This window comes from Thauera aminoaromatica S2, assembly GCF_000310185.1.
Classification (GTDB): Bacteria; Pseudomonadota; Gammaproteobacteria; order Burkholderiales; family Rhodocyclaceae; genus Thauera; species Thauera aminoaromatica.
Map to the genome: position 1 here is coordinate 1 of NZ_AMXD01000145.1, position 9,062 is coordinate 9,062.

4 protein-coding genes and 2 pseudogenes are annotated in these 9,062 nt (G+C 73.1%); all 6 read right to left on the reverse strand.

Translation table 11 applies throughout. The features are described 5' to 3' along the window. Positions 1-732 (reverse strand): annotated as a pseudogene (locus C665_RS16450) (hypothetical protein); the annotation flags it as partial. A gap of 5 nt (positions 733-737) precedes the next feature. Beyond that, positions 738-2,630: a hypothetical protein gene (locus C665_RS16455; RefSeq protein WP_004323128.1), complete on the reverse strand. Its 1,893-nt coding sequence runs from the start codon at positions 2,628-2,630 to the stop codon at positions 738-740. After that, a complete protein-coding gene (locus C665_RS16460) occupies positions 2,627-4,366 on the reverse strand; it encodes a hypothetical protein (RefSeq protein WP_004323129.1) in 1,740 nt (579 codons plus the stop codon). Before C665_RS16460 ends, C665_RS16455 begins: the two co-directional genes overlap by 4 nt. 56 nt (positions 4,367-4,422) lie before the next feature. Continuing rightward, entirely contained in the window at positions 4,423-6,612 is a 2,190-nt protein-coding gene (locus C665_RS16465) for a coiled-coil domain-containing protein (protein ID WP_004323131.1), read from the reverse strand. 9 nt (positions 6,613-6,621) lie between these two features. Further along, positions 6,622-7,560 carry a hypothetical protein gene (locus C665_RS16470; protein ID WP_004323132.1) on the reverse strand — a complete coding sequence of 313 codons (939 nt, stop codon included), beginning with the start codon at positions 7,558-7,560 and terminating at the stop codon, positions 6,622-6,624. Between the two features lie 22 nt (positions 7,561-7,582). Then, positions 7,583-9,062, reverse strand: a pseudogene (locus tag C665_RS16475) (hypothetical protein); the annotation flags it as partial.

Genomic DNA, 9,062 nt, shown 5'->3' on the forward strand with positions numbered 1-9,062 from the left:
CGGGGCTGGCCGGCGCGGCGAACCCGCCCTTGTCGCCGCCGGCCCGGTGGGCGGGGGCGACGGGCCGGGCTCGGGGCCTGGGCGGATTTCGTCTCCGGATATGCGCTCATGGTGGGTTTGGGCCTCCGTCATGAGGTCCGCGCCGCTCCCTGCCGCCTCCGCGGCACGAGAAGCGAGCGCGTCCGAGATGGCGCCGTGCCAGCCGGTCGCGGCCCCGATCGCGCGCAGGAGGCTGCGTGCCGCGGCGGCATCGAGACGGCACCACAGGGTCGGCAGGCACGCGCGCAGCGGCGGGTGCTCGAGCAGCGCGGGGAGTGCGAGGGCATCCTCGCCGAGCAGCTCGGCAAGCGCGGTCGCGGTGGGGTGGGCGAGAAGGGCCGCTCGATGACGCCATAGCCAGCGGCGTGCGGCGGTGCCGGCGAGGAGGTCGCGAACGAGGCAGGCGCGGTAGTCGCGTGCGTCGCGAAAGCGCACCACCTCGGCGCCATCGGCGCCCGGAGTCCACGGATCGACCGCCCGGCCGGCAAGCTGTCCGGCAAGCGCAGCGGCGCGCGCGGGCAGCTCGGTGCCAGTGCCGCCGACGGCGATGCGCCGCACGACGAGGATCGCTTCCTCGTCGGGCCAGCGCGCGCGGGCGAGTGCGGGCGGCAGGGTCGCGCGTGCGTGCGCGATCGCCGTGGCGCTGCCGCGCAGCGTCAGGCGACCGATGTGGAGGTCGGCGAGCGCGATCATCGGGCTCAGCCTCGATCGACTCCGCTGATGTGCAGTCCCGTGGCGAGCACGGCGCCGGGGTTGCGTTCGAGCTCGGGGTCGAGGATGGAGGCGACCGAGGCGACGGTGCCCTGGTCGTCATGGTCGTCGACACGCAGGGTCGCGATCACGCGCTGGTCGTCGTCGAAGAGCTGGAGCAGGGTGCCGGGCGCGGCCTCGCGGTCGAGCTTCAGGCGCAGCGCCTCGCCGAGGCGGAAGCGCCCCGGGATGCTCTGCAGGCGCCCCTGCACGAGCTGTTGCGGGTCGTCGCTGGCCGCGAGCAGCAGGCAGGCGCGCACCAGGTTGCGCATCGCGCCGTGCGCGGCGGCGGAGGCGTCGGCATCGAGCTGGCGGAACCACCAGGCGACGAGCTCGACCAGCGTGCGCACGCCGTTGAAGTCGCGCTCCTCCGCCTCGGCGAGGCCGGGCCAGCGCTCGGGGGCCTCGACGGCGAGCCGGTCAGCCTCGGCCGCGCTCGCCCAGTTCAGCCGGATCGAGGGAGAGATCGTGCGCAGACGCTCGAGCAGGCAGCCGGCGGCGGTATCCAGGCGCTGGTGCAGGGCACGCGCCGGGTCGCGCAGCTGTGGCGAGGGGATCGCGAGCAGGTCGTCGAGGGCGAGGATCGCGCCTGCCTGGCGCTGCAACTCGCCGAGTGCGCCGGCGCTGAAGGGGCGCGCGGCGATGTCGCGCACCAGGGCCCTGTTCTGCTGCACCAGGCCGGACAGCAAGGCGAGGCCGGCGTCCGGGGGGCGGTTCAGGCGCAGTGCGAGCTTCTGGCGGCGCATCTCGACCAGGCCGGCGAGGATCGTGCGCCCCGGCAGCAGGTGGCCGAGTGGCCGCAGGTGTGCCCAATCGGCCGCCGGGATGTCGTACACCGCCTCGATGAAAGGCGCGAGCGCAGCCGGCAGCGCGGTGTCGCGTCCTGCGCAGCCGGGCACGAGCTCGTCGGGGCTGCTCGGGCGCAGCTCGAGCGGGTCGGGCAGGCTGCGGCCGAGCGGGGTCTCGCGCACCTTCACGTAGAAGAGGCCTTGATGAGCCTCGATGATTCGCCGGCGCTCGGCGTGGGCGGCTTCGACCTCGCGCCAGTGTTCGGCCAGCAGGCGTTGTGCAACCGCGTAGTCGTCCAGGGTCTCGGTGCGTTCGCGCTCCAGGACGTCGAGCCGGCGAAGCTCGCCGGGTAGCTCGGCCTCGAGTGCGACCAGGCGGGTGCGCAGGTCCTCGAGCGCCTCCTGATGGCGGCGGCGCAGCGTGGTCAGGGCGCCGCGCAGCGCCTCGACCTGGCGGATGTCGTCGGCAACGACCTTGCCGGCATGGAAGAGCGCCGATTCGTCGTTGTGCTTGACGCCTTCGATGTCGTCCTCGCCCGGGCGGGGAAGGGCGAGGTCGAGTCGGGGGCGCAGCAGCACGCCCTCGGCGTTGTGCAGATCGGGCGCGACGAGCAGGCGGAAGGGACGTGCCTGGGCCTCGTCGTCGATGACGCCGAGCCGGCGCAGCTCTTCCGGCTTGAGATAGTCGTCGAGGAAGTCGCACACGCGGTCGATGAGCGATTTCGCCTGATTCTGGCGAGCGTTGGCCCTGGCGCGCAGCTCGAGGAGGTCGCGGCGCACGTTGAGGAAGCTGTCGTGCACCCGCTCGACATGCGCCAGCATTCCCCTGCCTGTGCTCGTTGCCTTGCTGAAGACCGGCTCGGTGAGCGGCTCGTCGGGCGCGGCCTTCGGCTGCAGGTCGGCGAGGGCGGCCAGCATGCCGGCGGAGATCGTGGCCTCGCCCCGGGTCGCGTCGGCGAGATCGACCGCGGCTGCCGTGCCCTTCGCGTCCACGAACTTGAGTTCGGTGAATGCGCTCGCGTCGGTGGTGAAGCGCTTGAGGATGTCGCTCATGACGGGTTCTCCGTGGGGGGCTTGGGCACGAAGTTCGCCTTCGCCGTCCACCTGACGAGCTGCGAACCGAGGCCGTCGCCCGGTACGCCGCCCGCAAGCGTGCTGAACGACACCGTCAGCGCGTCGAGTTGCTGGCGCTGCAGGCCGAGGAAGTCGCCGACCTCCTCGAGCAGGCGGAAGCTCTTGTCGAGCGCGGCCTCGAGGTGGCGGATGTCGGCGCGCAGCGCCTCGCGCCGGTGCAGCAGGCCGTTGCCGGCGGGCTGGATGTCGGGGACGGGCTGGTAGTCGTCCGGGGCGGGGTGGGGGTCGGCGAGGTGGCTGGCGTAGGGTTCGGGCAGCGCTGCCGTGCCCTCCGTGGCGAGGTCCGCGAGGGGATGGGACGTCGTGCCCTGCGGAGCGGGCCGCAGCGTCTTCGCGCGGTCGGTGACCAGCTTCGTGCGGTATTGCCCGGGCTCGGGGGGAGCCTTGGTGAGCAGCACCGGCGCGCGCAGCGCCTCCAGCTGGGCGCCGCTCAGACCGTGGAAGAGCGCATACCACCGCGCCTTCCACGCTTGGTAGGCGTGCGCCGCGCGTTCGCCGCGGCGGAACAGTTCGTCTTCGAGCCGGGTGTCGCGCTGTGGCAGGTCGAAGAGGTCGCGGCGGTAGTCGAGATCGGGGATTGCCAGCAACAGGCGGAGATGTTCGCCGAGCCCGTGGATCAGGTCGACGGGACCGCGCCCGAGCTCGCCGACGACCACCTCCTCCACGGTGCCCGCCGGCACCGGCGCGAGCTCGACGCGCAGGTCGCCAGGCAAGAAGGCGAGGCTCGGGCTCCGCGCGGCGGGGTCGCGCAGCAGCGCGGCCGGGAGCGGGCCGGCAGCGGGAAGGAAATCGAGCCCGAGGAGTTCGTCGAGCGTCTGCGTCGCCACCGCGGGGAGGGGGGCGGGATGCGCGCGCTGCCAGGTCTCGAGCGTGGCGACGGCATGGGCGAGCAGGCTATGGGCGGCCGCATCCGGCTCGGCGAGCAGGCGTCCGGCGCACGCGTCGAACCAGACCGGCAGCTTGCCGACGATCTTCGCGAGTCCGAGCGGCACGCCCCCCGAGTCCGCGCGGAAGGGCGATTCGCGCAGCAGGCGGACGCCGATGCGGTTGGCGGCGCGCGCCTGCGGCATCGCCATCATGCGCGGGCTGCCCGCGATGCGCTGCAGGCCCAGCAGGCTGACCGTCTCGATGCGGCGCTCGCGCAGCGGATCCGGTTCGCTGCGGGTGCAGGGTTCCGCTGCGGTCGCATCGTCGATCTCCTCGACCGCGCTGCGGATGGTGAGCAGGAAGAGGCCGTCGCGCAGCGGGGCGTCCTGGTCGCGCTCGGCCTGGGCGACGAGCTCGTTCCATGCCTGGTCGAGCGGGTAGAACAGGCGTACGAGCTGGCCGGCCGCGCCGACGGCGAGGCCAGGCCCGACGCGTACGCGGGTGTCGGTGCCGGTGCCGAAGAGCGCGCACGCCAGGCCCTCGACGATGCCTGGCGCGAGGCTCGCCAGCAACGGTGCGATGCGATCGTCGACGTAGGCCTGCAGGCGCTCGAACTCGCGCTCGCCGAGCGCCCGCCCGGGGAAGAGGTTGATCCGGCGCGGGTCGTCCGGGCGTCGCTGCGGCTCGTGCAGGCGGATGGACGGTGGCGTGCGGGGCAGCAGGGCCGCGGCCGGTCGCGACGCGAGCGCGGCGAGGAGGCCGGGCGGGATGAAGGACAGGGTGGCCATGATTGCTCAACGCCTCGTGTGGGTTCGGGATGCGGCGCCCGGAGTGTCCATGGTCGTCAGCCGAGGACGCGTTTCCAGAGTTCGAGGAGCGCACCGGAAAGACCGAGGCCGGGGCCTTCCTCGAGGAAGAACTTCGCAAGATCGAGCTGACCGGCCGCGGCGAGGAAGTGGTCGCGAAGCTTCACGAAGACGGCGGGGTCGAGTCGCGCCAGCGCTGGCAGGGTCGGCCACAGCGCGGGGTCGAGGCGGCGGTCCGCCATGCCCACGATCTGCACTGCGGCGATGCGCGCCCGCGCGTCGGCGCCGATCAGCTTGTCGGCGCCGGTCGCGGCCTTGATGCCGGCGTCGTCCGCGCCGCGGGCCTGTGCGAGCAGCGCGAGGGGAAGCTGGGTGGCGAGGTCGCCGGCTTGCGCAGCCTCGCGCTCGAGCCTGCCGATGGTGGCCTCCGCGACCGCGAGCCGGGTGGAGAGCGCCGTGCGTTCCTGTTCCAGTGTGGCCGCCCGGGTGCGCTCGCTGCCGAGTGCGGCGACGAGCTCCTCGATGCGCGCCTCGAGGGTCTCATCGACCGGGGCGCTGGCGGTCTTCAGGCGCTCGATCTCGGCATTGGCGGCGTCGAGCGCGAGCTTCAGCGCGTCGATCCGGTCGCTCGCCGCCTCGAGCGCGTTGGCGAGGATGGCGGCGTTGCGGTCTTCGGCCTCGAGCGCGGCGATCTCCTTGCGGGCCGTCTCGAGCGCGAGCCCGAGGCGCTCCACCTCCGCGAGCAGGTCGTCAGGTAAGTCGGTGCCGGTTGCGGCGAGGGCCTTCTCGAGCTCTGCGATGTGCAGCCTCAGGCGCGCCGCCTCGTTCTCGAGCGTGGTGCGCGCCTGCGCGGCGGCGTCGACCGCTTCGAGGGCCGCATCGAGCCGTTCCTCGAGTGCTGCGACGTCGGGCGGCAGCGCGCTGCCGGGCGGCGGCAGGCTCGCCCCGAGGGCGAGTACCAGCGCGCTCACCCCGGTTTCCGCGGTGCGCGGCGGGCGGCGTACGTACATCAGCTCGGCCGGATCCGCTTCGGCCCAGATCGCGCGCCACACGTCCGCGTCGGTGTCCACGCGGTGGATCGGCGGGCGCGGGAGGATGCGCAGGGCGAGGCGGTCGAGGTTGGCGAGCCGCCCGAGGGCGCGCGGGCGGAACTCGGCCGGTGCCTCTAGCTGGCGGGCGCGCAGCGCGAAGGCGCTGTCGCTCATCGGCACGAGCACCATCACGTCGCAGTCGGCGTCGCGTTCGAGGTCGATCGGTGCGAGCCGGGCGGAGTCGGCGAGCACGGCGGCGAGCTCGCTGCGCCGCACCGGGGCGATGGCGACCTCGTAATCCTGCGGGAAGAACTGCTGGCGGCCGCCGACCGGGTCGATCGCTTCCTGCGGCAGCGGCCCCCAGGGGGGGAGCACGCGGAAATACTGACCGGCCGCGAAGGCTCCGCGCAGGCCGGCGCTGCGGCGCGCCGCGAGCACGGCCTGCATCAGCTCCTGATAATGCGTGGCGAGGTCCTGCTGGATCGCGTCGGGGGTGTTCGGCGGGCGCTGCGGCCGGCGCAGCAGGCCGCGGTCGAGCCACAGGATCCGTCCGCGCTCGACCGCGATGAGGCCGAGCGCGACGGCGTCGTCCGAGGGCAGCGCGAGGCGCTCGCCACCGGAGAGCAGCTCGCGCGCGAGGCTGGCGCGCACGGCGATCTCGTCCTGGCGTGGCAGCGGCAGCGGCAGCGGCATCAGGCGCAGCTCGACGCCCTCGGCCCATGCCGCGACATGAGGAACCCGCGCGGTGGAGAGGTCCTTGGGGAAGGCCTCGGCGACGCCATCGACGACCTGGGTGTGGGTCAGCGCGAGGGCGTGTAGGCCGCGTGCGGGGCCGCGGAAGCGGCCGTCGTTGAGGGTCGCGATCAGGCCGCTGTCGAGCAGGTCGATCCTCAGCGCGGTGTTCGAGAGTTGCAGCACGCGGCCCGAGGGCGCGATCGCGATCCCGGGAGAGACTTCCAGCAGGTGGCCCGAATGCAGGCTGGGTTCGAGGCCGCGCACGATGCCGGCGCCGAAGACCTGGCCGAGCTCGAGCAGGCGTTCGTCGAGGTAGATCTGGTCGCGTGCGAGGTCGGCCGCCTTCAGGAGCTGGCCGTCGAAGTAGTTCGTGCGCGACAGCAGGGGATCGACGCTGGAGATGCGCTCGCCGGCGGCGTTGCTCGTGCCGATCCGGAGCGGGGTGAAGTGGATGTTGGCCATGGCGGTTCCTTAGGCGCGGATCAGGCGAGCAAGCGCGACGGCGTTGAAGAGGAAGGGGCGCACGAGGTTGTCGATCTCGATTCGGCGCGGATTGACGATCAGGTCGGGATCGGGCGCGGGCGGCGCGAGGCGGATCGCAATGCGCGCGAGCAGGGTGCGAGCGAGTGCGGCCGGGTCGGTCAGGAAGGCCTGGCGTGCGACCAGGGCCCGGTTGTCGTCGCCTAGCGAATGCAGCAGGCGGGCGCCGAGCTCGAGCTGCGCGCGCGCGCCGCCGGTGGCGGCCTCGACCTGGGCGCGTTCGCGCTCGCCCAGCTTGTCCTCGATCTCGTCGTAGGGGCGGATGCGCGCGTGGGCGGCAAAGAGGTGCTCCTCGGCCGGAGCGTCGTCGGGGCGCTCGGCGACGAGCTCGAACAGCACGCAGTCGGCGACGCGGCTCGGCTGCACCGGATCGGTGCCCGCGTTGAGCTCGGTTGCGAGCACCGGCTGCAGGCCGCTCGCGCAGTCCTGATAGCGCATCGTGACCTTGAGCCACAGCAGGTTGTCGTCTGCTGCGTAGCCGTCGCGGATCAGCGCGTTCCAGCGCTCGGGCTCCTCGTGCTGGGTGGTGAGCCAGGCGCCGAGATCGACGCAGTAGGGCTCGGCCACGCTCAGCTCGCGTCCGAGGCCGTCGACGCCGATCCCGGGGCTCACCACCAGGCGCACGCGCACGTTTTCGGTGTCGTTGCCGGGATCCTTGGACTGCAGGCTCACGCGCAGACCCGCGACGGTGCCGGCGCCATGCAGCCAGTAGCCGTGGCGGGTGGCGCGGCGGCGGTGGTAATCCTGTTCGGCAAGCGTCGCCTCGATGCCGAGCAGCATGCCGGGTGCGTAGTTCACGCGCTTCAGCATTTCCTCGAAGCGGCCGTCGCTGGCGAGGCTCGTGTCGCGCTTGTCGTCGGGCTCGCTCATGGCCCTTCTCCTGTGTTGTCCTTCACGGTGCGTCCAGGACGGTCGCGTCGATCGGCACGGCGTGCTCGGGGTCGAGGGCGACCGGGTTGTGCAGCAGGTCACCGCGACCCAGCCGTGTGCGGTCGAGCACCACGGGCCGCGCTGGTGGCGAGGCTTCCAGCCAGGTGTCGATGCCCAGCAGCGGCGACAGACCCGGCACGAAGGGGTGCTCGCTGCTGCGGATCGCCCATTGCACGGTCGCGGGCACGAGCGCGGGCAGTGCGTCGCGCACGACGGCCGCGAGCCGTCGCGCCGGTCCGTGCAGGATCACCGTCATGCGCCGCGCGGCTTCTTCGAAGAAGCGTTCGACCACCGCGGCCTCGCCCTTCGCTTCGGCAACCTCCGGGGCGAAGAGGGCGAGGAACTCGCGGGCGAGGTCGTCGGACAGGATCAGGCTGTCGCCGACGAGGCTGTTGCCGGAAAGACCGGTGCCCAGGGTCAGCGGGTGGTCGCGGTCATCCATGTCCACACCGAGGATCGTTGCCATCGTGCGGCGCAGGCGGAAGTGCTCGACCGGGATCACCGCGCCCCGCGCCACCGCTCCATCGGTGAGGATGTCGAGCGCGAGCAGCAGGCCGCGGTAGCTGCCGTGGCTCTGCTGAAGCATGCCCTGCGCGCCCAGCCAGCGCCGGCGGCGTGCTTCCGGCCAGTGGGGCGGCAGCGTGGTGCCGAGCATCGCGGCGAGGCCGGGCAGGTGCGCCACGGGCGCGACCGCGGGGTCGAGCAGGATCTCGGCTGCGGCGATGCGGTCCTCGATCGGGGTCAGCAGACCCTCGAAACTCGCCAGCAGACGCTCGCGGAAGTCGGCGCCGTTCGCCTCTGCCTGGTTGGCCTCCGCGCTAGCGAGCGGACGCTCCTGCTGCTGGAAATGCTCGGGGAGGTAGTGGGTCTGCCAGGAGAAGCGCGGGTACTGCACGCGCAGCGCGAAGATCGCCGGGCTGTGGCGGCCGTCGCCGTGCATCGTGATGCGCAGGCGCAGATAGCGCCCGCGCACCTCGCGCACCGCGCCGCTGGCGCGCTGGATCAGCAGCTCGAACAGGCCGGAACGATCTGCGTGATCCCCACTCCCGGGTGCGCGCCCGGACGCGAAGGGTAGCTCCGACGACACCGCGGTCAGCACCGGCTGCGGCTGCGCGATCCACTCCGCGGGCAGGTTCTCGCGGTCGTCGCCCGCCTGCACGGCGAAATCGATCCGGCAGCCGGGGGGGATGCAGGCGTCGATGAAGATGCGGTCCCACAGCGTGTCGGGCATCGCCGAGTCGAGCGGCGTGCCCAGCGTGACCGTGCCGTTGGGCGCGAAGCGGGCCTGCGCGAGGCGGTAGAGCCGGACCGGGCCGTCTGCGCTCAGGGCGCGCGGCCGGCCGTCGCGGTGTCGCACGAAGCGGTCCGCGGCGGGCAGCGCTGCGGCGGGACGGCGCGGCCAGCGCTCGGGCATCAAGTCTGCGGCGGGGGCGGCCTCGCGC

Coding starts and splice junctions, on each gene's coding strand:
- C665_RS16460 (WP_004323129.1), bottom strand. CDS start 4,366: ATGGCCACCCTGTCCTTCATCCCGCCCGGCCTCCTCGCCGCGCTCGCG.
- C665_RS16470 (WP_004323132.1), bottom strand. CDS start 7,560: ATGAGCGAGCCCGACGACAAGCGCGACACGAGCCTCGCCAGCGACGGC.
- C665_RS16455 (WP_004323128.1), bottom strand. CDS start 2,630: ATGAGCGACATCCTCAAGCGCTTCACCACCGACGCGAGCGCATTCACC.
- C665_RS16465 (WP_004323131.1), bottom strand. CDS start 6,612: ATGGCCAACATCCACTTCACCCCGCTCCGGATCGGCACGAGCAACGCC.